We start from the raw sequence: 23,693 nt of genomic DNA, 5'->3' as shown, positions 1-23,693 counted from the left end.
AGGGCGGTGCCTGAGTCCACGGAGCGCGGCCGGTCCCCAGACGGTGGGCCGTTCATCCCCGCGGATCCGCTCATCGCGTACGGGACGGAACACAGCGGCACGGCCGCCGAAGCCGTCCCCCCGCCGCACGCCCCCGAACCGGCAGCGATCACCCTGGAGGTCGCCCCCGTGCAGACCCGGACCCTTGCCGACATCGACCCCGCCACGGCTTCGGCCATCGCCGTACCCCTGCAGCCCCTCGCGGCGCACCGTGAAGCGGTCGGCGTCGCGGCACCGGCGGTCGCGGTACCGGACGTGCCGGAGCCGGAGGACCCCGCGGACCTCGCCGAGCCGCCGGAGGACCTCGCCGAGGAGCCGTCCCTTGCCGGCGTGCCGGACCTCGGCGTCGTGCCGGACCTCGCCGAGCCGCCGGATGTCGCCCAGCTGCCCGGCCCCGGTGTCGTACCGGACCTCGCCGAGCCGCCTCGCGCAGCCGCCGCCGGCCGTGCCGCCGCCGCGGGTGCCGGCAGCGGACCCTCCGCCGACCTCTTCCGCCAGTACCTGCGCGAAATAGGCCGCGTCCCGCTGCTCACCGCCGCCGAGGAGGTCGAGCTCGCCCGCCGTGTCGAGGCCGGCCTGTTCGCCGAGGAGAAGCTCGCGGGCACCCCGGACCTGGACTCCCAGCTGGCGCACGACCTGGACCGGCTCGTCGTCATGGGCCGCATGGCCAAGCGCCGCCTCATCGAGGCCAACCTGCGCCTCGTCGTCTCCGTCGCCAAGCGCTACGTCGGCCGCGGCCTGACCATGCTCGACCTGGTCCAGGAGGGGAACCTCGGCCTGATCAGGGCGGTCGAGAAGTTCGACTACGCGCGCGGCTACAAGTTCTCGACGTACGCGACCTGGTGGATCCGCCAGGCCATGTCCCGCGCGCTGGCCGACCAGGCCCGCACGATCCGGGTGCCCGTCCACGTGGTCGAGCTGATCAACCGGGTCATACGGGTGCAGCGCCGCATGCTCCAGGAGCGTGGTTACGAACCGACCCACGACGAGGTGGCCGCCCACCTCGACCTGCCGCCCGAGAGGGTCGGCGAGGTGCTGCGCCTCGCCCAGGAGCCGGTCTCCCTGCACGCGCCGGTCGGGGAGGAGGACGACGTCGCCCTCGGTGACCTGATCGAGGACGCGGACGCCGCGTCCCCCGTGGAGTCCGCGGCGTTCCTGCTGCTGCGCGAGCACCTGGAGGCGGTCCTCTCCACCCTCGGGGAACGCGAGCGCAAGGTCGTCCAGCTCCGTTACGGCCTGGCCGACGGCAGGCCCCGCACCCTGGAGGAGATCGGACGGATCTTCGGCGTGACGCGCGAACGCATCCGCCAGATCGAGTCCAAGACCCTCAGCAAGCTGCGGGACCACGCCTTCGCGGACCAGCTGCGCGGCTATCTGGACTGACCGCGACGCCCGTCCGGTCTCGCCACGGCCCGCCCGCCGCGACCCGCCACGGCCCCGGACGCCGGGATGCGTCCCGGCCGGGCGCCCACGAGCCGCGGCGGTCACGCGTCCGGGCTGCCGGCCCCTTCCTGCCGCCTCTTCAGCGCGGCTTCCACACCGCAGCCGACCGTGACGCCGAAGCAGAGCCCCAGCGCGATGCCCAGGGCCGGACGGTCGGTCAGCTGCCCGACGCTGATGCCGATGGCCAGTCCCGCCGGCATCCACAGCGCCAAGCCCTTGGCGTTCCTCGCCGCCCCGCCGCCGCTCGCCCCGGCCTTCCCGCTTCCGTCGGTCATGGTGCGGTCCCCCCGTTCTCTTCCGTTCGCATGGTCAGGGTCAGTCGACCTCGGCGACCGCCTGGGCGAACTGGGCCGCGTACAGGCGCGCGTACGCGCCCTCGGCCGCCAGCAGTTCGTCGTGCGTGCCCTGCTCGACGATGGCGCCATTCTCCATCACCAAGATCACATCGGCGTCTCGGATCGTCGACAGCCGGTGCGCGATCACGAAGCTCGTGCGCCCGTGCGCCAGGCGCGCCATCGCCTGCTGGATCAGCACCTCGGTACGGGTGTCGACGGAGCTCGTCGCCTCGTCCAGGATCAGGATCACCGGATCCGACAGGAACGCCCGCGCAATGGTGATCAGCTGCTTCTCGCCCGCGCTCACGCCCGTGCCGTCGTCGTCGATGACGGTGTCGTACCCGTCCGGGAGCGTGCGGATGAACCGGTCCGCGTGCGCCGCCCGCGCCGCCTCCTCGACCTCCTCCCGCGTCACCCGGCGCGAGCGTGCCGCGCCGTACGCGATGTTGTCGGCGATGGTGCCGCCGAACAGCCAGGTGTCCTGGAGCACCATGCCGATGCCGGACCGCAGCTGCTCGCGGGACATCTCGGCGGCGTCGACCCCGTCGAAGAGGATGCGGCCGCCCGTCACTTCGTAGAACCGCATCAGCAGGTTCACGAGCGTCGTCTTCCCGGCGCCGGTCGGGCCGACGATCGCCACCGTCTGGCCCGGCTCGACCGTCAGCGACAGGTTCTCGATGAGCGGTGTGTCGGGCTCGTACCGGAAGGAGACCTTCTCCAGCGAGACCCGCCCCGCGCGCACCGGGGAGGTGCCCGAGGCGGCCTCGGCGTCCGGCTCCTGCTCCTCGGCGTCCAGCAGCTCGAAGATCCGCTCGGCGGACGCGACCCCCGACTGCACGAGGTTCGCCATCGAGGCGACCTGCGTCAGCGGCATCGAGAACTGCCGCGAGTACTGGATGAAGGCCTGCACGTCACCGATGGACAGCGAGCCCGACGCGACCCGCAGCCCGCCCACCACGGCCACCAGCACGTAGTTCAGGTTGGACACGAAGAACATCAGCGGCTGCATGATCCCGCTGTTGAACTGCGCCTTGAACCCGGCCTCGTACAGCGCCTCGTTCTGCTCCCGGAACTCCTCGGCCGCCTCCTCCTGACGCCCGAAGACCTTCACCAGCGCGTGCCCGCTGTACATCTCCTCGATGTGGGCGTTGAGCCGGCCCGTCGACTTCCACTGCAGCACGAAGTGCGGCTGGGACCGCTTGCCGACCTTCGTCGCCACGACCACCGACAGCGGCACGGTGACCAGCGCGACCAGCGCCAGCAGCGGCGAGATCCAGAACATCATCACCAGCACGCCGACGATGGTCAGCGCCGAGTTGATCAGCTGGCCCATGGTCTGCTGCATGGTCTGCGAGATGTTGTCGATGTCGTTGGTCACCCGGCTCAGCACCTCGCCGCGCTTGGCCCGGTCGAAGTACGACAGCGGCAGCCGCGACAGCTTCGCCTGCACGTCCTCGCGCATCCGGTACACGGTCCGGTTGATCACCTTGATCGACAGCCGTGTCGACACCAGCATCGCCAGTCCCGCGATCACGTACACCACCAGCACCGTCAGCAGGACGCTCCCGACGGCGCCGAAGTCGATGCCCTGCCCCGGCGTGAAGTCCACGCCGGCGAGCATGTCGGCGAGTCCGTCGTCACCCTTGGCGCGCAGCGCCTCCAGCGTCTGCTCCTTGGTGGCCCCCTCCTGCATCCCGCGGCCCACCACGCCCGCGAACACCAGGTCGGTCGCCCGGCCGAGGATCATCGGCCCCACCACCGACAGCGCCACGCTCAGCACGCCCGCCGCCACCATCAGCCACAGCGTGGCCCTCTCCGGCGCCAGCTGCCGCAGCAGCCGTCTGCCCGACCCCTTGAAGTCCATCGACCTCTGGTCGGGGCCGCCGCCGGCCATCATCCGTCCCGCCGGCCCCGCCATCAGGCTGCCTCCGCTTCCGTCAGCTGGGAGAGCACGATCTCCCGGTACGTCTCATTGCCCGCCATCAGCTCGTGATGGCGGCCCGCCCCCACGACCCGTCCCTCGTCGAGGACCACGATCCGGTCGGCGTCCCGGATGGTCGCGACCCGCTGGGCGACGATCACCACGGTGGCGTCCGCCGTCTCCGCCGCCAGAGCCGCCCGCAGCCGCGCGTCCGTGGCGTAGTCCAGCGCCGAGAACGAGTCGTCGAAGAGATAGATCTCCGGCCGCTGCACCAGCGTCCGCGCGATCGCCAGCCGCTGCCGCTGCCCGCCCGACACGTTCGTCCCGCCCTGCGCGATCGGCGCGTTCAGGCCCTGCTCCAGGCCGCGTACGAAGTCGGCGGCCTGCGCGACCTCCAACGCGTGCCACAACTCCTCGTCGCTCGCCCCGGGCTTCCCGTACCGCAGGTTCGTCGCCACCGTCCCCGAGAAGAGGTACGGCTTCTGCGGCACCAGCCCGACGGTCCGCGCCATGAGCGCCGGGTCGAGCTCGCGCACGTCCACACCGTCGACCAGCACCTCGCCGCCCGTCGCGTCGAACAGCCGCGGCACCAGCCCCAGCAGCGTCGACTTGCCGCTGCCCGTCGAGCCGATCACGGCGGTCACCTCGCCGGGCCGGGCGACCAGGTCCACCCCGCGCAGCACCGGTTCCTCGGCCCCCGGGTAGCGGAAGTCGGCGCCCCGTATCTCCAGGTGGCCGTGGCGGGCCAGCTCCCGCACGGGCGACACCGGCGGCACGACGCTCGACCGGGTCGCCAGCACCTCCTCGATGCGCTCGGCGCACACCTCGGCGCGCGGCACCATCATGAACATGAAGGTGGCCATCATCACGGCCATCACGATCTGCATCAGGTACGCGAGGAAGGCGGTCAGCGCCCCGATCTGCATCGCGCCGCTGTCGATCCGGTGCGCACCGAACCACACCACCGCGACGCTGGAGACGTTCACCACGGTCATCACCGTCGGGAACATCAGCGCCATCAGACGCCCCGTCGCCACCGAGACGTCCGTCAGCTCGCGGTTCGCCCCGGCGAACCGTCCGCGCTCGTACGCGTCCCGGACGAACGCCCTGATGACGCGGTTTCCGGTGATCTGCTCGCGCAGCACCCGGTTCACCGTGTCCAGCCGTTCCTGCATCGTGCGGAACAGCGGCCGCATCCGCCTGACGATGAGCGACACGGAGATGCCGAGCACCGGCACCACGGCCAGCAGCACCGCCGACAGCGGCACGTCCTGCCCGAGCGCCATGACGATGCCGCCCACGCACATGATCGGCGCCGACACCATGAGCGTGAACGCCATCAGCACCAGCATCTGCACCTGCTGGACGTCATTGGTGGTACGGGTGATCAGGGACGGAGCCCCGAATTGCCCGAGCTCGCGGGCGGAGAACGACTGCACCCGGTCGAAGACCGCGGCCCGCACGTCCTTCCCGAGCGCCGCGGCGGTCCGGGCCCCGTAGTACACGGCGCCTATGTTGCAGACGACCTGCACCACCGACACCGCGACCATGATGGCGCCGAATTGCAGGATGTAGCCGGTGTCACCGGTGACGACACCGTTGTCGATGATGTCGGCGTTCAGGCTGGGCAGGTAGAGGGAGGCACAGGTCTGGAGGAACTGGAGGACCACCAGCACGACGATGGGCCGTTTGTACGGCCCCAGGTGGCGTCGAAGAAGTTGTCTGAGCACACCATCAACTATCTCCCCCCGGCCGGGCGCGTTACGAGCCGTTTTCCCCGACGCTCACGAGCACCCGGCCCCGCGCGCGGAGGCGTTGCCCGCGCGCGGGTACGCGCCCGTGGGGCAGGCGTGCGGCACGCGCCGACCCGCGCACCCCGAGCAGGCACCGTACGTGCGCACCCCCGTGCACCCGTCGTACGTGCACGCCCGCATCACCCGCGGTACGCGTGCGTCCGGGAGGCCACCGGCGGCGGCCGTCAGGCCTGCGACGCGGCGAACGCGCCGGGGTGCAGCTGGTCCCGGGTCGCCCGGTACTGCTGCCGCACCGCCTGTCCCATCGCCAGCTCCTCGCCCGGCTCGAAGACCTGCATCGCGGCGGACTGCCAGGCCGGCGGCGCCTGCGGCGACAGCATGCCGTGCGACACCCCCAGCGCCCAGGCCGCCTGCCGCGCCGCGCCCAGCGCCGCGTAGTCCGCGGGCTGCGGTACGACGACCTGGGCGCCGAAGATCGCGGGGGCGGCGGCCTGCACGGCGGGCAGCTCGGCGGCCGCGCCCAGCAGGAACACCCGCCGTACCTCCACGCCCCGTCCGCGCAGCACGTCCATCGCCTCGGCCAGCGAGCACAGCATGCCCTCGAACGCCGCCCGTGCCAGGTGCTCGGGCTTCATCGACTCACGGCGCAGACCGCTCAGGGTGCCGGCCGTGTGCGGCAGCTGCGGCGTCCGCTCGCCCTCCAGGTACGGCAGCAGCACGAGCCCGGAGGCTCCGGGCGTCGACTTGAGCGCCAGCGCCGACAGCTCCTCCAGGCTCTCCGCGCCCAGCATCTCCGCGGTCCCGCGCAGCGCCCGGACCGCGTTCGACACGTACACGACCGGCAGGTGCATGCCCGCCGCGTCCGCGAACGCCGTGATCATCCCGTGCGGGTCGGCGAGCGCCTCGTGGTGGACGGCCATCACCGAACCGGAGGCGCCGAGCGACACCACCGCGTCACCGAGACCGAGCCCCAGGCCGAGCGCCGCGGCCATCGTCTCGCCGGTACCCGCGGAGATCAGCAGCCCCTCGGGGGTCATCCCCGCCGCCTCGGCCGGCCCGAGCACCTCGGGCAGCGCGGCCTGGTGCCCCAGCGCCAGCTCCACCACATCGGGCCGGTAGGCACCGGCTCCGGCCGACCAGTACCCGGTCCCGGAGGCGGCGCCCCGGTCGGTGGTCCGGCGCACCGGGCGGCCCAGCAACTGCCACACCAGCCAGTCGTGCGGCTGCATCAGCATCGCGACGCGTGCGGCGGCCTCCGGTTCCGTACGCGCCAGCCAGCGCAGCTTCGCCACCGGCTGCGCCGCCTGCGGTACGCAGCCGACGGCCTCGGCCCACGCCTGACGGCCGCCGAAGGCCTCGATGAGGTCCGCGGCGGCGACCTGCGCGCGTTTGTCGTTGCCGACCAGCGCGGGGCGCACGAGGGCACCCTGCCGGTCCAGCGGCAGCAGCCCGTGCTGCTGCGCGGAGACACCGATGGCCTGCACACCCTCCAGCAGGCCGCCGGAAGCGGCCTCCCCGAGGGAGAGCAGCCACGCCTGCGGGTCCACCTCGGTGGCCTTCGGGTCGACGGGGTGCGGTGCGTAGCCCTGCCGCAGCACCGCACCCGTGTCCGTGTCGCAGACGACGATGCGCGTGAAACCCGACGAACTGTCCAACCCGGCGACTATCCCCATGGGCATAGATTCTGCCGCACTCGGGGCATGTCCCGGCGCGTCCGACGGGTCCACATCCTAGGTATTGCTGGTTCCCCACTCGTCCTGGCCGCCGTGGCCGCGCTCCCGGAGCGAACGCACCCGCTCGGCGACCGAGTCGGGCATCCGGTCGCCGACCTTGTCGCTCACGGCGTGCATCGCCTTTTCGGCCACCTCCCGCCCGGTGTGCGCGGCGGACTCGGCGGCGTTGCGCACCGACGGGTTCTGCGAGAAGTCGCGCGCGGTCTTGCGCAACTGCTCGTACCGCTCCCGTCCGGCCCGGGTGCCGATCACGTACCCGAGGGCCAGTCCCACGATGAACGTCAGCTTGTACCGCATGGCTGCCACCCTTCCGAAGGCGTCGGTGCTGGCCGCCTACCCTGAGGGCCGGGGATCATCCCGGGATACCGATTGGCGGAGCACCCCCCTGCTTGCGCTAATGTATGTGTCGCAGCGAGCGCGCGCCGCCCGGGGAGGTCCCTGGGAGGTACGTTCGGTGCAACGCAGCAATCCCCTGTAGCTCAATTGGCAGAGCAGCCGGCTGTTAACCGGCAGGTTACTGGTTCGAGTCCAGTCGGGGGAGCGCGATCCCCTGTAGCTCAATTGGCAGAGCATTCGGCTGTTAACCGGAGGGTTGCTGGTTCGAGTCCAGCCGGGGGAGCGGTGTCGGAAGAGGACCTCCGGGAGGGGGTCCTCTTTCGCGTTCCCGGCTCCCTCGGTTTCCCGGCTCCTTCGGCAGGATGCTCCACGATCATTTCGGGACGTTCTCGCAGGACAGGGAACCATACGGGGCTCGGCACAGTCCTCATGGGCGTGCGATGCCGACCATCCGGAGCAGGAGATCGTATGAGCGGCTATGCTGCGGCAGACGGCGCGCACAAATGTGCGCGACGCGCCGTAAGGGGCGGTAGCTCAGCCGGTTAGAGCAGCGGACTCATAATCCGTCGGCCGTGGGTTCGAGTCCCACCCGCCCCACCACTCACTACGCGGGGAGAACCGTTTCTACCTGCGGAAACGTATGAACGGGGGGCACCACTCCAAGGTGGTGCCCCCCGTTCATACGTTCAGACCAAGATCCAGTGGACACACAGTGGACGCGGGGGCGATCCAGTGGACAGAAGCGCCCTCACGCCGCCTTCCGGCGCCCTTTCGAGGCCCGGCGGGCGGTCCGGGATGCTGCGGGCGGCAAGCCTGTCGGAAGCGTCCAGCCGTCCAGGCCTGGAGACTCGGAGCGGGCGATCGTGAAGCGCGTGAGCGAGTAGTCGGCTCGCTGCTCCTCCGGGTACCGGTCGTTGAAGTTCTCGGCCCGGACCATCTCCAGGTCGTGTGCGGTGCAGTGGTCGCGTATCCATTTCACGGCCGCGTTGGCGGCGTCGTCTTGGCCCCGGCCGGCGAGGGTGATCACGCCGAGGAGATCGGAGTCGGGTTGGGCCTGCGCTCCCACGACCCAGGTGTCACCTGACTGGCGTGCACCGTGGGCGAAGAAGACCGCGATGTCGTTTCGCCACGCCGTCTCGGGGATCGCCAGCGGCGTGCGCACCTGGAAGGGCACGTCGCGGGGTACGACGGCCATGACCGACTCGGCCTCGGCCCGCAGCATCTCGGGCAGCACGCTGGTGTACGTGTCGGAGGTGATCTGGCGCGAGGAGTGCCCCAGCTTCTCTTGGACGACCTTGATGTCGTGCCCGGCGAGCAGGGACAGGGTGGCGGCGAGGTGGCGCAGGTCGTGGAGGCGGACCGGCGGCAGGCCGGACTGCTCGACCAGGCGGGTGAAGCGTCGGGATATCCAGTCGGGGTGCAGCGCCTCGCCGTTCTCATGCGTCCACACCCGGCCGCTCTCGACGTAGGCGTCCCCCCACTCCTGGCGCTGCTTCTCCTGCTTCGCGCGAAAGGCGGCGAGGTGGTCCCCGGACTCCAGACTCAGGGACAGGGTGCGAACGCTGTCGGCCTTCGGCGCTTCTCCGTACAGCTCGTACGCCACCTCGACGATCTGCTGGGAGATCCGTAGCCACAGGGCATCGAGGCTGACCTCCGTCCAGGGCAGAGCGGCCATCTCGCCGCGGCGGGGGCCCAGGAAGATGAAGCTGTGCCACAGCTCGTAGAGCCAGTCGTCCTTGACGAAGTCGAGGAATTGGCCGGTCAGTTCCGGTGTCCAGACCATGACCGGGCCGGGCTTGTCGCCGGTGCGCTTCCAGTGCTCGATGCGCTCGGGAGTCCAGACGAGCGGCTTGGGCCGAGTGACTGGCGGCAGCTCCACGAGCTGGGCCCAGTTCCTCTGGAAGAGCTGTTCGCGCTTGATGCCCCAGGACAGTGCCGAGCTGAGGGTGTCGTTGATGCGGTGCATCGTGGCTGCGGAGGTGACCTTCCGCAGCCCCTTCTTGCCCTCGCGCAGCTCTGCGTTCGCGTCGAGAAATGCCCGGCGCGCGGCGCGGCGCTCCTCCTTCTTGGCATAGCCCGCCGTCTTCACCCAGGCCCGGTGCGCGGCGTCGCGCTTCTTCTGGAGCTCGTCGACACGGAGCCGACGGAGGATCCGCTGGGCGTTCTCCTGCTCGATCGCGTCGTACATCTTGTCGAGGTGCCGAACCTTGAGGTCGCGGCACTTGATGTGCCCGAGATACGGGAGGAGGTAGTTGTTGATGTGCTCCTCGTAGCCGTGGCGGGTCGTACGGGCCAGGGACTTCTTCGCCTTGATCCATCGCAGGAAGAAGTCGCCGCACTTCTCATCGGACAGCACGTCGCCGCCGGCCATGGCGGCGTCGTAGATCTCCCTGGCCTTCTTCTTGGCGTCTTCCAACTTGGCGAAGCCGCCGCGGCGTACCCGCTGGCGGGCGCCGCCCTCGGCTGGTTCGAGCTCGAAGTAGAAGTTCCAGGTACCGTGCCCCTTGCCTAGCTTGGGGCACGTCGTGCCGATGGATCCGATCTTGGGGTTGCCGTCGGCGTCGAGGACGGGGTTGCCCTTCTTGTCCTTGAGTGGTCCCTTGCACTGGCACCGCCTGTAGTAGCTCGGCTCGAACATCCGACCCCTGCTCCCTGTTGACTGTTGCTTGGATCACAGCCAGTCGTCGCCGTGCGTACGTGTCCGTACGTGTCTGGCGTGATCTCTCTTGATCTTGCTGGGGGTGTCGGACAGCGTTGTAAAGTTGCTGACAAGTTGGCGCGGGGGAGATTGCGACCAACGCGATGACTGCTCAGGAAGCGGGCGGACAGGCTTCGGCCGGAGCGATGGGTCTGGAGGAGCTGCTGGCTCTTCCGGCCACGGTCAACGTGACAACTGCCGGGCGTGCTCTGGGAATTGGCCGAGACAAGGCGTACGAGCTGATCCGCAATGGGAAGTTCCCTGTTCGGACGCTCCCGCTAGGCGGCACAGTCCGGGTGCCAACGGTGGAGCTGTGGAAGGTCCTCGGCATCGAGCAGCGCCGGGACGCGGGGGTGAGTACGTGATCGACGGAGGCGGCGCGTGATCCTGGGGTGTTTGTTGAGTTTCCAACAATGTGACCTATCTTCGGTAAACTAGTTCACTAAAGGGGGTCGGTAGGAGGGGCGAGGAGATGCCGAGGCTGTACGGCTTTGAGGACATGGCGTACCGGCGGGTGCGCGAGAGCGAGGCGGAGGGCATTCGTGCTGCCGCCTCGCGACGGTTGCTCAAGCAGCCCTATCCCGCCATCACGGAGTGGATGAACGCCGAGGGGTACCGCACGACGCGCGGTGGCCTGTGGAAGCCAGACGTCCTGGCAAACGTGCTCGATCACCCGGCCATCGCCGGCCTGGAGGAAGACGAGAACGGCAACCTCGTCGAAACGGGCGGCCCCGCGATCATCCCTCGGGAGGACTTCGAGGCCATCCGTGCCATGCGCCCTGTCCATGACCCCGACAAGCAGCGGGCACCACAGCGCGAGTATCTGATTTCGGGTCTGATGGGTACCTGCGGGCTGTGCGCGACTTCGCTGGGCTCCTCTCCCTCGAACCGAGGCAGCCGCGGCTACCGGTGTGCGCCCAGCACCGCGCAGCATCCGGGCGGGTGCGGCAAGGTCCGTATCAATGCTGATCTGCTGGAGACGTACGTCGCTGAGCACGTGCTGGCGGAGTTGGCCAAGCCGGAGGTCAGCGCGCTGATTGGTCAGGCGCGAGATGAACTGCTGGCCCAGGCCGCCGTGTTGCGCAGGGAGGCGGCTGCCGCGCGCCGTCGGCAGAAGAAGCTGGGAGAGGACTACGCGCGGTCGTCAGATATGTCGCTCAAGGCGTTCAGGGCGGCCGACAAGGAGCTCAAGCATCTGATCCGTGAGGGTGAGACGAAGGCTCGCTTCTTGGAGCAGGCCAAGCACGTGCCGGTGGGCGACATCCCGGATCTCGTGCGTTGGTGGAAGCACGCGCCGATGAAGGCGAAGAAGGGCGTCCTGGTCCTCATGCTGGAGAGGGTGGCCGTGTACCCGGCCGCGTCCAGGGGCTCTCGCACCGTGGACGCGGACCGGGTGGCACTGCATTGGCGCCGGTGGGGCGCGGAGGCTGAGGAGAAGTCCGCTTAAGCCGCACGGCGCGCGCCTTTGGGGCTGATGTTGTAGCCGATGGTGGCCAGTGCGAGACCGGTGGCCACACAGATGATGGAGAGCCCCGCCAAAGCGGGGCTGACGGCGTTTTCGACGGACAGCGGCCAGGCGTGCCCGGTCCGGTCCGCGATGATGTACGCGCTCCGGCTGAGTGCATGGGCGACGCCGAAGATGCCCCCGGCGGCAGCTATGGACAGTCCGGTTGCTGCTGCGCGTCGTTGCTGCCAGGCCGCAACGGCCAGCCCAGTAGAGAAGGCGCCGATTTCCAGCCCAGCAACGGCTGTGAAGCCGAGGTAGGTGAGCAGGTACAGCCTGACGTCGGCGCTACGCGCGTAGGCCGTGGACAGCTCAGTGTGTGCGGTGTCCGCCATGTGGAACTCCCAGATCATCGCCGCGACAACACAGCACACGGCGAAGATGCGCACCGCGACTCCCGTCTGTACGTGGCTTCGTGAGTGCGTCCAGTCCACGATCATGACCTGGAGGCTTGCCCAGAAGACAACGGCGGCGAGGTCCGAGACGAGGGATGAGACCTCGTTGAAGTCCATGAGTCGATCGACGGCTTCGGCGATTGTGGGGATCGCCAGGAGCGAGCCGACGAAGCAGGCTGCGAACGCCGACACCCTCGCCCTATGGGCGATGCGGTAGATCGCTTGACTGCGGCGCTTACGGGTGTAGTGCAGGCGTATCGCCGCGCTAACGGCTGTGACAAGGGCACAGACGCCGTAGATGAGGCCGTCCAAGAGGTTCAACGTCCTTCCAGATCATCCGCTGCCCTCTCAGCGGCTTCGTGCAGGCTCAGCCGGCGGCGTGGTCTGCCCTCGCGGGGCTGGTCGACGCCGGGGGGAGGTGGGGGGATCGTGGGGACCTCTTCGGGTAGTCCCCTGCGACCACGGATCTCCCGGAGCTTTGAACTGATTTCAAGAATGTCCTGCACTTCAAGGCCCTGCATTAAACGCAGGACTTCGCGGGCCTCTGGGCGCTCCTGATACACGGACAGGGCTGCGAGGTCGTCCCACTCCCGTCCTGGGAGCAGGAACGCGGCCGGGGCGTCGAGTGCCTGAGCAAGCGCGGTGAGTGTAGACGATCTGGGGTTGCTACTGGTGCCGTTCATCAGGCTATTGACGGTGCCGTGCGACAGCAGGGGCTTCCACTGTCCCGCTGGGGTCGTCGCATCTGCGACGTCCCGGGCGCTGGGAGTGAACCCGTCCGGATCACGGCGCAGTCGCAGCAGGACGAGCAACTTCGAGGCAAGGCTCATGAGTTGACGCCGGTCAGTGGTGTCTGTCATGTCCGCCTTCTCTGGCCGTGTCGTATGCTCGCCGCAGGTGACTGGCCGGTAACAATCGTCCCTGCCTCTACGATACCTCGCAGCTCGGAGGGGTTATAGGGTTTGTTGGACAGTTTCCTCGGGGGAGCCGGCGGGTGAACTGCGGGCGTCACGCGCTCCGTTGCCTGCCTCTTGGTGGGCTGTCGAGGAAGTCGCATCTGGGCGGGCGAAGGCGGCGCGCTTGCCGTTCACGGGAGGAATCGCATGTCCGAAATCGACGAGCGGCGGATCGCTGAACTGGCCAAGCAGCCCCCGTGTTTGCTTCGGGGTGGGGCAGGCGTCTCGACCCGCCAGGAGGCCCGAAAGCTGCTGGAGTGGCAGGCCGGTATGCGCGGCAGGGAGCCAGGCGACGACCTGCAAAAGGATGGGTGCTGTTGAGTCACAGGGTGACCAGCGCCCAGGCGGAGGCAAGATAGGTGACATTTTTGAGCTGCTGCTGTACGTTTTGACATGTCGGGCGGGTGCAGCAGCCGCAGGAGTCCCGCACGGCAGCGTCGCGTCAGCGGCGTCCTTCCCTACTCCTCGCCGGGCGGCCGACCCCCCGCGCCCCGCCCGGCGAGGAGTTGGCCGTCCGGTGCGGCCGTCGGGGTGCGTGACGGGAGCCAGCCCGCCGTGACCGCTTGGTCGTGGCGGGCTCTCTCATGTCCGCACCCAGGGAGGGGTATTCGGGAATGCAGTGAATTCCCCTTTCTGAATTCCCTTGAATTAAAAAAGTTCTGAACTTGCTTTGGCGGTATCCGCCATTAAGATATAAGTGTAAGAACAAAGGGAAACACCCTAACGGAATTCACGAAAGGCGCGGGACAATGGCTGACATCAAGGGCGAGTTCATCAATATCAAGGTCAGCGAGATCGCCCCCAACCCGGAGCAGCCGAGGAAGTTCTTCTCGGGGGAGGCGCAGGAGGAACTGACCAACAGCATCAAGGAGAACGGCCTCCTCCAGCCGGTCGTCGTCCGGCCGGTCGAGGGCGCCAAGGTCCCCTACATGCTGATCGCGGGCGAGCGGCGCTGGCGGTCCTGCCAGGCAGCCGGCCTGGAGGTCATCCCGGCGAAGGTCGTCGAGGGCGCCACCGAGGAAGAGGCGTACGTCCTTAGCATCGCTGAGAACGTCAACCGCGCGGACATGACGATCATGGAGGAGGCCGGTGCGTACGCCGACCTCAAGGCCGCCGGATGGACTCCGGCGAAGATCGCCAAGCAGTTCGGCAAGACGGAGACGCACATCACCTGGCGGCTGGGCCTGCTCACCCTGCGCCCCGAGGTGGCCGAGATGGTCGACCAGGGGCAGATCAAGAACAACCTCGCCTGGCACATCGCCCAGCTCAACCCGGCGAACCAGATGGTGGCGGCCATGCGGTACGTGCGCGGTGACTTCGACAGCGAGGCCGAGGCGCAGCACTTCGCCAACGGCCTCAAGATGATGGAGCAGCAGACCTCCCTCACCAACGAGAAGGCGCCGACGGCCGAGGAGCAGGAGAAGCAGAAGAAGGCCAAGGCCAAGACGAAGGACGGGCTCGGCAAGGCGGAGGAGGTGCTGATCCCGCTGCTGGAGGAGCTGGCGGAGAAGAAGCCGGAGGACCTGGCCGTCATCCTCGGTGACGACCTCGCCCGTCACCTGCGGGTCGTCGGCCGCCTGTACGCCAAGGTGCAGATGGTGCGGAACCTGCTGAGCAAGGCGCAGGGCATCCAGCGGGCCATGGCCGAGGAGTTCAACAAGGCGGCCGTTGAGGTCCAGCAGGAGGCGGCGGCTGCGAAGAAGTCCGAGGCGGCGGCCAAGCCGGAGGTGAAGGCCGAGAAGCCGGAGGCGAAGGCGGCGGACGAGCCACAGTCCACGGCGAAGAAGGCGGCGGCCAAGCCCGGCCCGAAGCCCGCGGCGCGCACGGCCGCGGGTGCGAAGGCCCCGGCGCGCCGGACGCCTGCCAAGAAGGCGGAAGCGGCAGTGAAGTAGGCCGGAGGGGCGCGGCGGCGGTCGTGCCCCTCTTCTCCTGTGGGTTTGGGTGAGTGGGCGCGGCCGGAATTCCGACCGCGCCTCTTTCCGCTTGAATTCCTCTCCGAATTCCAACCCGTTTCGGCCCGAGCCGGGCGCGCAGGGGGGCTTTCCCTACGCGCCCGGTGCCGCTCAGACCCCCAAGATCCGAGCGGGCGGCATCATCGGTCACTGGGGGCCGCCGGCGGCGACGCCGACGCACCCCGGCATCTGAGCACCATGAAAGGAATGGCTACGTGCTCACTCTGTTCACCAACCGGTTCCAGGCGTTCCAGCGCCCGCAAGGGGTGCCGGTACGCATCACCCTGGGCGCTCCCCGCTTCAAACTCCCCTACTCCCTCACCCACTCGGTGCGGGAGCTCGCGCCGCGTCGGGACTACCTCTCCCAGTCTGAGCCCGAGTTCACGACGGCCTACCGGGCCGACCTCGACCAGCTCGGGCCCGAGCGGATCGCCGCGCGGCTGCGGCAGATCACGCAGGCCGAGGGTGATCACCGACTGGTGCTGCTCTGCTTCGAGGACCTGGCCAAGCCGGGCCTGTGGTGCCACCGCCGCGTGTTCGCCGCCTGGTGGAAGGACGTCACGGGAGACGAGGTGCGGGAGCTGTCCCCGATGGATCAGCAGGGCACCTTGATCTGAGCGTCGGAGCCGCGCCTCAGAAATAGGTGACATTATTTCAAGGGGCTGCCTGCTCCCTGTGTAAGGTTCCAGCGCAGCGCCCGGCCGCGGCACCCTGCCGAGGCCGGGCGCTGTCGTTCGTCGGGAGGCGAGAGATGTTCCAGGGCACCATCCCGGGCCCCATGCGCTCCATGGTGCGCGAGACCGCCAGCGGCTGGCCGAGCGGCCCGGTGTACATCCCGTGCTGCGGCAACTTCACCATCGAGCGCAGCGTGGCCGGCATGGGCTTCGCCCTGCACTCCTCAGACGTTTCCATCTACACCAGCGCGGTCGGCCGGTGGCTCACCCGGCAACCGGTCGGCATCCAGCTCCGCGAGGAGAGCCGAGACGAACTCGGCTGGCTCGCGGACTTCTTGGACGACGGGGTCGGCACCGTCGCCACGCTCATGCTCGGCACGCGGTTCCTCGCCAGCGTCGGCCGCGAGGGGCTGTGGCACGAGCGGGTCGTCCGCTCCTACCGGGAGCAGTGGAAGGTCAAGCACGCGGAGACGGTCGAGCGGCTGTCCGGCTCGGACATCGAACTCGCCTCGTACGAGGTGGAGGACGTGCGCTCCTGGCTCCACAAGGTTCCCCGTGACGCCCCGGTGTGCTCCTTCCCTCCCTTCTACGGCGGTGGCTACGAGAAGCTGTATGAGCCGCTGGAGGCGCACTTCACCTGGGACGCGCCCGAGTACGAGCCGCTGTCCGACGACGACGTGGTCAGCGTGCTCGGCGCGATCACGGACCGGCCGTACTGGCTGACGGCCTCCAATCACGACGTTCCCGAGCTGCACCCGTACCTGCGTGGCGTGATCAAGGTGACGCCGCGCGCCGCTCCCTTCTACGTGTACGCCAGCCAGGCCCGGACGAGGATCGTCGCCCCGCGCCAGCCGATCGAGCCGGTGAAGGTCCCCCGCCTGCGCGAGGGTGACGAACTGGTCGGCCCGCTCACGCTGTCGCTGCTGAAGCCTGGCCAGTTCAACGCGCTGCGCTCCCGCTACCTCAACCCGCGGATCGCGCCGGGTGCGGCGAACCTGGCCGTTGCGGTGAAGGACGGCCGGGGGCGGCTCCTGGGCGTGTTCGCGATGGCTCCGAGCACGTTCTCTCCCGACGAGGCGTACGTGCTCTCGGACTTCGCGGTCGCACCGACCGACTACCCGCGGTTGTCGAAGCTGATCGTGCTCGCGGCCATGTCCAGCGAAGCGCAGCTGCTGTGCCAGCGGGCGTTCTCGCGGCGGATCCGCAGGGTGGCGACGACAGCGTTCAGCAACAACCCGGTGTCGATGAAGTACCGCGGGCTGCTGCGGCTGCACAAGCGCGGCCCGTCGAACGAGGACGGCTGGAAGTTCCAGCTCCAGTACCAGGGGGCGATGGGCCAGCACACGCTGGCCGAGGCCCTTCAGATGTGGGCGAAGCGGTGGGGCGCCCCGACGACGAAGACGGGAGTCTGACCGTGGAAGAGACCACTCGCCTCGCCCCGCCGCAGATGGTGCAGGGCGATCCGCGCACGCTGACGCTGCTCGACGTCAATGCGCGGTTCCTGCCGCACGAGCAGTTCCGGCAGCTCGTGGCGAACATCGAGCGGGATGGCTGTCTGACCTCGACGCCGCTGGTGTGGAACGACCGCGAGACGGGGCGGCTGGTCGTCCTGTCTGGCAACCACCGCACCTTGGCCGCGATCGAGGCCGGCCTGTCGCAGATCTGGTGGATGCAGATAGACGAGCCGCTGCCCCGCCAGCGGCAGATCGCCCTCCAGCTCTCGCACAACGCCATCGCAGGCCAGGACGATCCGGCGATCCTCAAGGAGCTGTACGACGAGCTGGAGTCGGTGGAGTGGCGGCAGTACACGGGCCTGGACGACAAGGTCCTGGACCTGCTGGAGAAGGTGGACGTCGCCTCCCTGGGCGAGGCGAACCTCGACTTCGCGTCCGTGCAGTTCATGTTCCTGCCCGATGAGCTGGAGCGGGCCGAGGCCGCGTTCGACGCGGCCCGGTCGACGGCGACGGCGGACCGGCGTTGGGTGGCCGGGCTGGAGCAGTATGAGCCGGTGCTCGATGCGCTGGAGACCTCCCGAGCCGCGTACAAGATCGGCAACAGCGCGACGGCGCTCGGCGTGATCCTCGCTGTGTTCGAGCGGCACCTGGGCGAGCTGGCCGAGGGCTGGTTCGACACGGACTCCGGGGAGGCAACCCGGTCGGGGACGGCGCCGCTGGAGACGGTATTCGGCGTTCGGGACGTGCCGGTGGAGACGGCTGCCGTCGTGCGGGCGGCCATCGACCGGATGGTGCAGGACGGCACCGTGCCGGCCGACGAGCCGTGGCGGGCGCTGGAAGTCCTGGCCGCACAGAGCAACTAGTCGGCCGTCGGCCAGGAGGTGAGCGGTGGCCGAGGGCACCGTGGAGTCCTGGGAGCGGCAGAGCGGGGAGTCGGTCCAGGCGTTCGAGGCGTTCGCCGTGTACCGCGATCTCGGCCCGGCGCGGAGTGTCACGAGGGCAGCACGGGAGTTGGATAAGTCTCGGTCTCTGCTGGGCCGGTGGTCGCGGCAGTTCGCGTGGGTGATGCGGGCTGCGGCTTACGACCGGGAGCAGGACCGGCTGTTCCTTGCAGAGCAGGCGCAGACGCGGCGGGACATCGCCCGCAGGCACGCGAAGTTGGCGCAGGCCGTCCAGAGCAAGGCGGTTGCGCGGCTCCAGACGCTCGACCCGCGGGAGCTGTCGCCGTCGGAGCTGCTGCGCTACATCCAGGTCGCGGCGGAGATCGAGCGCCGGGCCGTGGGTGAGGCCCCGACGGCCGGGGCGGTCGAGGACCGGGACCAGGGCGTGGACGTGGCCTCCTTGTCGGACGAGGAGCGCCGGGCTCGGATGGATCAGCTCCGCCGGGAGCTGGAGCGCCGGTTGTCGGAGGGCGCGCAGTGAGCCGCGGCCGGGCCAAGCGGCGGATGGTCGAGGGGTTCGCGGACCCGTCGGTGATGAGCGACGAGCAGCTGAAGGCCGAGGTCGCGGCGCTGGTACGGGCCGATGAGCTGTCGGCGCGCAGGTGGGCGTGCGAGGTTCCGAACTGTGACGGGCTGCCCCACGCGGGGTGGCTGCACCACCATGCCCGTGCGGCGCAGCGTCAGCCGCTGTGGCTGTGGACGGTGTGGATGCTGCTCACCGGCCGTGGCTGGGGCAAGTCACGGACGGCTGCGGAGACGGTCCGGAAGTGGGCGCAGACACCGGGCTTGCAGATCGCGGTGGTGGCGAAGAACGCGACGCTCGTACGGGACATCTGCTTCGAGTCCCCCAAGAGCGGCTTGCTGTCGGTGTTCCCGCCGGAGGAGGTAGCGAAGTACAACTCGTCGCTCGGCGAGACCACGCTGCGCCTGGTGAACGGCACGCTGATCCGCGGATTCGGGGCGGAGACGCCGGACAACCTGCGCGGCTGGGCGTTCGACAAGGCATGGTGCGACGAATACGCGGCCTGGTCACGGCACACCGCGCAAGAGGTCTACGACATGCTGTGGTTCTGCCTGCGTGAGGCGGACACCCCGCAAGTCGTCATCTCCACGACGCCCAAGCCGCTCCCGCACGTCAAGCGCCTGGTCGAGCGCGGCCGGGAGCAGGAGAAGGCGTATCAGGAGGGCGGACCACAGCCTCGGGTCGTGCTGACCCGCGGGCACATGCGGGAGAACGACGCGAACCTGTCGGCGGCCGCCCGCGAGGAGTTGGAGGAGGAATACGCCGGCACCCGACTGGGCCGTCAGGAGCTGTCCGGCGAGCTACTCGAGGACGTGGAGGGTGCGCTGTGGAAGGGCTGGATGCTGGAGGTCGAGGGCTTCCGGCCCCGGCCCGAGCATCTGCCGGACCTCCAGCGCGTGGTGGTGTCCGTGGACCCGGCGACCAAGAGCCACGAGAACGCGGACATGACCGCGTTCACGGTGGCGGGACGCGGGTTCCCGGTGGAGACGATGTTCGGGGACGACCGGCCTCGCGCGTATCTGCTGCACTGCGAGCAGGACCGGTACACGCCGACGCAGGCGATGAAGCGGGCCGCCACGCTGTACCACGAGCACCGGGCGGACTGCGTGGTCATCGAGGCGAACAACGGCGGCGACTACCTGCCCGCGCTCCTGGAGCAGGTGGACCCAACGGTGAACTGGCGAATCGTTCACGCCACGCGCGGGAAGCGAGCGCGGGCGGCGCCTACAGCGCAGCTGTACGAGCAGGCGCGTGTGCATCACGTGGGCTCGGCGCGGGTGTTCGCGGAGCTGGAGGAGCAGATGACGACGTTCGTCGGGCAGGGGGAAACGGAGGACTCGCCGGACCTCCTGGACTCGGCGGTGTGGGCGCTGTGGGACCTATTCCTTGACCCGACGATGCCACCTCCACGAAGAGGGGATGACCAAAGGTTTGCTGGGCGCCGGTGAAGCACGCTTCGACTCTTCCAAGAGTTTGGAAAGTGGGACTCAGCGTGATCCACATGCAGGGCGAAGGTAGGAGTAGCAGACTGGGATTGCGCATGCCTGTTTCGAATGCGCTCGCAACGCGGACGGCAGCCTGCGGGAGGCAAATTGCCTGTGGAATCTGCAGCTATTCTGGGGCTGGCGGGAAGGATTCTTGGCTCTCTCGCAGGGGCTGCTGGTAAGGCTGCCTGGAAGAGAGTCCGAGGCGAGAGGCCGGTGCTCAATTCGGTTGCGAAGATTGCGTGCGAGGCGCTGAGCGCATCAGTATTGGAGGCAACCGAAGGGCGGTCGATAAGCGATGAGGAAGTTCGGCATCTTGCTAGCCTGATAGACGAAGCATTTGATTCCGGATTGCTTATGGACTTCGTCTACCAGCAGAGACTCGCTGAGTTTGGCCAGTTGACATCCGCGAAATTTGTGGAGGAAGTCGTCGATAGACTGAAAGATCATGGCTGGGTGGACCTGTCAACTACGTCTCTGCCTGCCGAGGATGTCCTCGATCGCTTCGTTGTCGAGTTCCCTAAGCGCATAGACAGGGAGGCGTCAAAGCATGAAAGCCCACTCTTCGGGTATACAGTTATCGCACATCTCAATCATATTCGGGACACCTTGCGGGGCATGAAGGAAGGCGGTGACGCACAGCCGAGATCGGCAAATGAACTGCTCTATGAGGCTGTAGGGCACGTGGAATCGTTGAACCCTGCGCGAGTTCCACTTGGTTTCGCCACGATGAGGGCCATTTATGGTAGTTCGGAAGACGATGCAGCGTTGGTCGTCGCGGTTACATGCGGACTTCTCAAGCACGTCGGCCGGATTGCCCTTGACGACCTAAAGGATGTCGGAAACTATGAGGCTGTTGAGGTCGAATTGAAGTTGGGTGACATGCTGCGGTCCTTCCTTCCTCCTGCCCACACCGTCGATAGGTCGTGGGCAATAGATTTGGCAGGGGCGGAGCTTATTGAACTCGACCTTTCCGGCGTGGACGTCGGTTCCCTGCGGCTCGATAAGGCTAACATCCACGGGCCCTTGAAGATTAGGAACGCCCGGGTGCTGGGTGATGTCATGATGCGTCACTGCAGCGTGGACGGAATTGCCGATTTTCAGGGCGCAGAGTTTTGCGGACTGCTGTCCTGTGCCGACTCGTATTTCTCGATGCTGGACTTCTCGCAGACTTGCGTCAGGGATGACTGCGGATTTGCCGGATGTGTCCTAGACGGAGCTTCCTCGTTCGGCGGGCGATCGGACGATCATCCGTATGTGTTCCGTGCTTGTGCGGGGGAGGTAGCAGAGTTCAAGCAAGCTGCAAGCTTTCAAGGGGCGGTTATCGGCGAGTCTGTTGAACTGAGCGGGGTGAAGGTGTGTGGCGAATGCTTCTTCGGTGATGCTCACTTCGAGGGGGTCGCTCGACTTGTCCAAGGCCATTTTCTCGGTGGCTTGGATATGCAGGGAGCCTCTGTTGTTGGTGAGCTTGATATGCGCGGATCGCATGCCTTCGGCGACTTCAACCTGAGACTGGCTAGGTGTAAACGTTGCTCTCTTGACGGAGTTTCACTCGACGAGGAATCGCCGTTCTATCTGGCGAATTATTTAACGACAGAGCCGAGTGTTGATATCAGGATGAAGCGCAGAATTCTTCGCTCCCCGCAATGATTACAAGGCGAGGTAGGGTGAGTGCTGCCGCCCTTCCAGGGCGTTAAGTTAAGGTAGACGAAGGCGCGGGACCCAACCGAAGGAAGTGCAGTGGGTCTGCGTCAATTCCTTGTCGATGCGTGGTCGTGGCTCAACTACAAACCCGTGATGGCAGAGGCCGGGCGTCCGGGCAGCCGCGCGTTTCCGGAGCTGGCCAAGACCTGGGTGCCGCCGCACGAGTTGCGGCGGCTGGCCGCGTACAAGGTGCTGGCCTCGTACGACAACAACCAGGCCGGGCAGCTCGCGGCGGCCGGTGGCGATGCGAGCGCGCTGGAGCGACGGGAGCTGGGCGACGCCGCGAACCTCGTGGACACTGCGCTCGGCTACCTCCTTGGCTCAGAACAGAAGGTCGCCGTCGAGGGGGCGGAGCACGCCAACGAGGAGACGCCGACACCCGGTGCGGCGGAGGCCGCCGCAGTGCAGGACCGGTTGCGGAAGTGGGCGGACAAGGAGCTGCTGACGTTCCGGGTGCAGCAGGCCGAGCGGGCGGCGGTGCTGCTTGGGGACAGCGTGATGGTTCTGGCGTGGAACCCGGAGAAGCAGCGGCCGACGCTGCGGGTCTACGATCCGGGGTTCTTCTTCCCGCAGTGGGACGACGAGGACGAGGACTTCCCCAGCCGGGTGCATCTGGCGTGGGAACTGCCGGCGGACGACGATGCCGGGCTGAAGGCCCGGGTACGCCGGGTGACGTACGAGCTGGGTCCGATCTCCGAGGATGAGCCCGACGGCGACGCTGCGGCGACTGGAGGGCGGCAGTACCCGTGGGAGCAGGGCTGGACGTCCAACGTGACGTGCTACCTCACGGACGCGGAGTGGCTGCTGGAGGACCTGAAGAACGGTGAGGCGCTGGACCGGCTGCCGATGGACAAGGCCACGTACCGGGTGAGGCCAGACGGCACGGAGCTGAACCGGTTGGATCTCATGATCGACTTCGTCCCGGTGATCCACATCGCGAACACGATCCCGGACGGCGGGGAGCACTGGGGGCGCTCGATTCTCGCGCGGGTTCTGCAGGCGCTCGATGAGCTCGCGGCCACCGACTCGGACAGCTCGGCGGCGTCCGCCACGACGGGCACGCCGATCATCGGGCTCGCGGGTGCGCGGCTGCCGGTAGACCGGGCGACGGGCAAGCCGCAGGAGCTTCAGGTGAAGGCCGGTGCGGTGTGGCAGCTCGGCGAAACCGGGCGGATGGATGCCCTGGACACCTCGCCGCAGCTGGCCGAGCTGCGGGCACGGGTGGATCACCTGCTGGAGCGGATCGCGGCGAACAGCCGTGTGACGGCGGCCGGGCTCGGGACGCTGGAGGCCACGGAGGTGCCGTCGGGGTACGCGCTGAAGCTGGCGCTGGGGCCGCTGGATGCGCTGATCGGGATGATGCGGTTGGCGCGGGAGCACAAGTACCGGCTGCTGTTCAAGATGGTGCAGCGGCTGTACCAGGCCGGGCGTGCGGAGGGCTGGGCGGCTGGGGAGACGCTTCCGGCGCGGCTGGCGTGGGCGCCGCACACGCCGACGGACCGAGGCGCGGTGCTGGAGGAGGTCGTCAAGGCGTACGGGGCGGGGGTGCTGTCGCTGGAGACGGCGGTGGCGATGCTTCTGGAGGCCGGGTACCCGATCAAGGACGCCTCGCAGGAGGTGAAGCGGATTAGGGCGAAGGCGGAGCAGGAGGCCGCAGTGCGGACGGCAGAGGCCGCTGCTAGGCACGGGCGCGACGTGGACGACGAGGACCAGGAGGAAGACGACGGGTCGGGGGCGGCCGGGGTGCGGAAGCCGGCGGGGAAGGTGATCGAGCGGGAGCCGGTGGAGGCGGGCCGGTGACGCGGCCTCGGGTTGGTGCCTCCTTGTTCGAGGCCATCCTGTGGGGG

Annotated in this window: 19 protein-coding genes and 3 tRNA genes; 14 read left to right on the top strand and 8 right to left on the bottom strand. The window is 68.4% G+C overall.

Features of this window, described 5'->3' with window-relative positions; genetic code table 11:
* Window positions 1-6 precede the first annotated feature (6 nt).
* Window positions 7-1,422: an RNA polymerase sigma factor gene (locus tag IH00_RS0105600; protein WP_031070202.1), complete on the top strand. Its 1,416-nt coding sequence runs from the start codon at window positions 7-9 to the stop codon at window positions 1,420-1,422.
* Window positions 1,423-1,523: 101 nt separating this feature from the next.
* Here the strand turns inward: IH00_RS0105600 and IH00_RS0105595 are convergent, their stop codons facing one another.
* The 5 genes from IH00_RS0105595 to IH00_RS0105575 all read right to left on the bottom strand — a co-directional run bounded on the left by IH00_RS0105595 (window position 1,524) and on the right by IH00_RS0105575 (window position 7,522).
* Window positions 1,524-1,757 carry a glycine zipper domain-containing protein gene (locus IH00_RS0105595; protein WP_031070201.1) on the bottom strand — a complete coding sequence of 78 codons (234 nt, stop codon included), beginning with the start codon at window positions 1,755-1,757 and terminating at the stop codon, window positions 1,524-1,526.
* Between the two features lie 40 nt (window positions 1,758-1,797).
* Entirely contained in the window at window positions 1,798-3,735 is a 1,938-nt protein-coding gene (locus IH00_RS0105590; protein ID WP_031070200.1) for an ABC transporter ATP-binding protein, read from the bottom strand.
* Window positions 3,735-5,468, bottom strand: coding sequence for an ABC transporter ATP-binding protein (locus IH00_RS0105585; RefSeq protein WP_031070198.1), 1,734 nt, complete (start codon window positions 5,466-5,468; stop codon window positions 3,735-3,737). Before IH00_RS0105585 ends, IH00_RS0105590 begins: the two co-directional genes overlap by 1 nt.
* A gap of 248 nt (window positions 5,469-5,716) precedes the next feature.
* Complete coding sequence (locus IH00_RS0105580) at window positions 5,717-7,165, bottom strand: FGGY family carbohydrate kinase (RefSeq protein WP_031070196.1); 1,449 nt, start codon at window positions 7,163-7,165, stop codon at window positions 5,717-5,719.
* A 57-nt stretch (window positions 7,166-7,222) separates the two neighbouring features.
* The gene (locus IH00_RS0105575) at window positions 7,223-7,522 is read right to left on the bottom strand and encodes a YtxH domain-containing protein (protein ID WP_031070195.1); all 300 of its coding nucleotides are present in this window, start codon (window positions 7,520-7,522) and stop codon (window positions 7,223-7,225) included.
* Window positions 7,523-7,693: 171 nt separating this feature from the next.
* On the opposite strand from IH00_RS0105575, the gene IH00_RS0105570 reads away from it, so the two are divergent.
* From IH00_RS0105570 to IH00_RS0105560, 3 genes are all read left to right on the top strand, one after another.
* Window positions 7,694-7,766 (top strand) — tRNA-Asn (locus tag IH00_RS0105570).
* Between the two features lie 5 nt (window positions 7,767-7,771).
* Window positions 7,772-7,844, top strand: a tRNA-Asn gene (locus IH00_RS0105565).
* 240 nt (window positions 7,845-8,084) lie between these two features.
* Window positions 8,085-8,161: transfer RNA gene (locus IH00_RS0105560), tRNA-Ile, on the top strand.
* Window positions 8,162-8,309: 148 nt separating this feature from the next.
* Here the strand turns inward: IH00_RS0105560 and IH00_RS37050 are convergent.
* The gene (locus IH00_RS37050) at window positions 8,310-10,199 is read right to left on the bottom strand and encodes a site-specific integrase (protein WP_039946272.1); all 1,890 of its coding nucleotides are present in this window, start codon (window positions 10,197-10,199) and stop codon (window positions 8,310-8,312) included.
* Window positions 10,200-10,363: 164 nt separating this feature from the next.
* On the opposite strand from IH00_RS37050, the gene IH00_RS0105550 reads away from it, so the two are divergent.
* Together IH00_RS0105550 and IH00_RS0105545 are read left to right on the top strand one after the other, a co-directional pair.
* Window positions 10,364-10,624, top strand: a complete 261-nt coding sequence (locus IH00_RS0105550) for a DNA-binding protein (RefSeq protein ID WP_234334774.1) — start codon at window positions 10,364-10,366, stop codon at window positions 10,622-10,624.
* A gap of 107 nt (window positions 10,625-10,731) precedes the next feature.
* The gene (locus IH00_RS0105545; protein ID WP_031070190.1) at window positions 10,732-11,706 is read left to right on the top strand and encodes a recombinase family protein; all 975 of its coding nucleotides are present in this window, start codon (window positions 10,732-10,734) and stop codon (window positions 11,704-11,706) included.
* Here IH00_RS0105545 and IH00_RS0105540 read toward each other — a convergent pair.
* Window positions 11,703-12,470 carry a hypothetical protein gene (locus IH00_RS0105540; RefSeq protein WP_031070188.1) on the bottom strand — a complete coding sequence of 256 codons (768 nt, stop codon included), beginning with the start codon at window positions 12,468-12,470 and terminating at the stop codon, window positions 11,703-11,705. The two genes, IH00_RS0105545 and IH00_RS0105540, sit on opposite strands and share 4 nt — an antisense overlap.
* A 5-nt stretch (window positions 12,471-12,475) precedes the next feature.
* A complete protein-coding gene (locus IH00_RS42640) occupies window positions 12,476-13,018 on the bottom strand; it encodes a hypothetical protein (protein WP_158827694.1) in 543 nt (180 codons plus the stop codon).
* 845 nt (window positions 13,019-13,863) lie between these two features.
* Here IH00_RS42640 and IH00_RS38795 point away from each other — a divergent pair.
* The 8 genes from IH00_RS38795 to IH00_RS0105500 all read left to right on the top strand — a co-directional run bounded on the left by IH00_RS38795 (window position 13,864) and on the right by IH00_RS0105500 (window position 23,646).
* On the top strand, window positions 13,864-15,006 hold the full coding sequence (locus IH00_RS38795) for a ParB/RepB/Spo0J family partition protein (RefSeq protein WP_052411182.1): 1,143 nt from the start codon (window positions 13,864-13,866) through the stop codon (window positions 15,004-15,006).
* Window positions 15,007-15,281: 275 nt separating this feature from the next.
* Window positions 15,282-15,683, top strand: coding sequence for a DUF488 family protein (locus tag IH00_RS0105525; RefSeq protein ID WP_031070184.1), 402 nt, complete (start codon window positions 15,282-15,284; stop codon window positions 15,681-15,683).
* 134 nt (window positions 15,684-15,817) lie between these two features.
* Window positions 15,818-17,152 (top strand): putative antirestriction adenine methyltransferase, encoded by a 1,335-nt coding sequence (locus IH00_RS0105520; RefSeq protein WP_031070182.1) that lies wholly within the window; start codon window positions 15,818-15,820, stop codon window positions 17,150-17,152.
* A gap of 2 nt (window positions 17,153-17,154) precedes the next feature.
* Window positions 17,155-18,057, top strand: coding sequence for a ParB N-terminal domain-containing protein (locus IH00_RS0105515; RefSeq protein WP_158827692.1), 903 nt, complete (start codon window positions 17,155-17,157; stop codon window positions 18,055-18,057).
* A gap of 25 nt (window positions 18,058-18,082) precedes the next feature.
* Entirely contained in the window at window positions 18,083-18,616 is a 534-nt protein-coding gene (locus IH00_RS38790; protein ID WP_052411180.1) for a hypothetical protein, read from the top strand.
* Window positions 18,613-20,106 (top strand): terminase large subunit domain-containing protein, encoded by a 1,494-nt coding sequence (locus tag IH00_RS0105505; RefSeq protein ID WP_052411179.1) that lies wholly within the window; start codon window positions 18,613-18,615, stop codon window positions 20,104-20,106. The genes IH00_RS38790 and IH00_RS0105505 overlap by 4 nt, the downstream gene beginning before the upstream one ends.
* 150 nt (window positions 20,107-20,256) lie before the next feature.
* A complete protein-coding gene (locus tag IH00_RS42635) occupies window positions 20,257-21,792 on the top strand; it encodes a pentapeptide repeat-containing protein (RefSeq protein WP_158827690.1) in 1,536 nt (511 codons plus the stop codon).
* 147 nt (window positions 21,793-21,939) lie between these two features.
* The gene (locus tag IH00_RS0105500; RefSeq protein WP_158827688.1) at window positions 21,940-23,646 is read left to right on the top strand and encodes a hypothetical protein; all 1,707 of its coding nucleotides are present in this window, start codon (window positions 21,940-21,942) and stop codon (window positions 23,644-23,646) included.
* Window positions 23,647-23,693 lie beyond the last annotated feature (47 nt).

It is taken from the genome of Streptomyces sp. NRRL S-118, from assembly GCF_000716335.1.
Classification (GTDB): domain Bacteria; phylum Actinomycetota; class Actinomycetes; order Streptomycetales; family Streptomycetaceae; genus Streptomyces.
Note: the sequence above shows the minus strand (reverse complement) of the source record. Positions and strands in the feature narration are given on the sequence as shown.